Source organism: Silvimonas sp. (assembly GCF_031291215.1).
Classification (GTDB): Bacteria; Pseudomonadota; Gammaproteobacteria; order Burkholderiales; family Chitinibacteraceae; genus Silvimonas; species Silvimonas soli.
Genome location: NZ_JARLJK010000053.1, coordinates 1 through 1,440 on the forward strand (window position 1 = coordinate 1; position 1,440 = coordinate 1,440).

The 1,440-nt window shown below is 59.4% G+C and carries 2 protein-coding genes; both read left to right on the forward strand.

The window, feature by feature from the left end:
• Window positions 1-241 (forward strand): cytochrome c (locus P4L78_RS01550; protein ID WP_309326543.1); only part of this gene is annotated, 241 nt, incomplete at its 5' end.
• 22 nt (window positions 242-263) lie between these two features.
• On the forward strand, window positions 264-1,440 hold a 1,177-nt coding region (locus P4L78_RS01555), incomplete at its 3' end, for a hypothetical protein (RefSeq protein ID WP_309326545.1).

The following is a 1,440-nucleotide window of genomic DNA, read 5'->3' on the forward strand; positions in this document are numbered from 1 at the left end:
CACCAAGAAGCTGGGCGTGATGCCCACCGTGGCCAATCTCCACGACAAGCGCATTGTGGAACTGGCTGACGGGGAGATTTTCAACACGATTACGTATGGCAAGAGCACGATGGGCGCGTATGGCCCGCTAATGCCGGCGGCTGATCGCTGGGCGGTCATCGCCTACCTGCGCTCGTTGCAATTGAGCTGGCTGGGCACCAAGGATGACCTGACGCCCGCCGAGCAGGCGGCCTTGAAATGAAACTGATGTTAACACCCAACTTATGACCTCGCCGCAGAACAACCAGACCAAGCCCGAGCTGAAGAGCGTGGCTCCCGGCGCCATGCTGTTCTTCGGCGGCGCGCTGACGCTGGCGGGCCTGGTGGCGAGTTTGTCGCGCAACGGGGGCCGGGAATTTGCGTTCGCCTGGTTGCTGGCATTCATGTTCTATTACAGCGTGGCCTTGGGCGCTCTGTTCCTCGTGCTCATACACCATCTCACCGACGCTGGTTGGTCGGTGGGCATTCGCCGGTTCTGCGAGCATCTGGCGTCGCTGTTGCGCCTCCCGCTGATCCTACTGTTCTTGCCGGTGGGCTTGCTGGGACCCAAGCTCTACGCTTGGATGAGCCAGGACGCGGCCACCAATAATTTTGTGGCGGCGCGGCATCCGGTGTTTACAGTGCCTGGTTTCTGGATCACCTCCGCGGTTTTCTTTGGCATTTGGTGGCTGCTTACCTCGCGGCTCTCCGCACTTTCGCTGGAGCAGGATGAAACCGGGTCGGTGGCCTGCACGCGCAAGCTGCGGTTTCATTCCGGCTGGGGCATCGTGGCGTTTGCGCTCACGCTCACGTTCTCAGGTGTCCTCTGGATGCAGGCCGTGCAATACCAGTGGTTCTCGGCCATCTACGGCGTTTATTTCTTCGCGAGCAGCGTCTGGGCCGCCCTGGCCTTCATCTATGTGATTGCCGTGGTGATGCTGCGGCAGGGCATTTTGACGCCGGTGTTGAAGCAGAATTATTTTTATTTCATCGGCGTGCTGCTGCTGGCGTTCACGCTGCTCTCGTCCTATGCCGAATTTGCACAGTACTTCGTGGTGTGGAACGCGAACATGCCCGCGGAAACCTTCTGGTATCTCATTCGCGAACAGGGCGGCTGGTGGGGGCTGAGCTTACTGCTGATTCTCGGCAAATGTTTTGTGCCGTTCTTTGCCTTGCTGCCCATCCATACCAAGACCAATTTCAAGGTGCTGGTCCCGGTTTGCCTGCTCATTGCGGTCATGCACTATGCGGATTTGGCGTTCAACATTCTGCCGGCGTGGCATCCGGGCCATCACCACACCCGGTGGTTGATGCTGCATGTGGGGTGCGTCCTCTTCATGGGCGGTGTGCTGGGGAAGGTGTTTCTCGCCAAGTTCAATGCTCATCCACCGTATCCGCAGCGCGATCCGCGTCTGCTGGAGG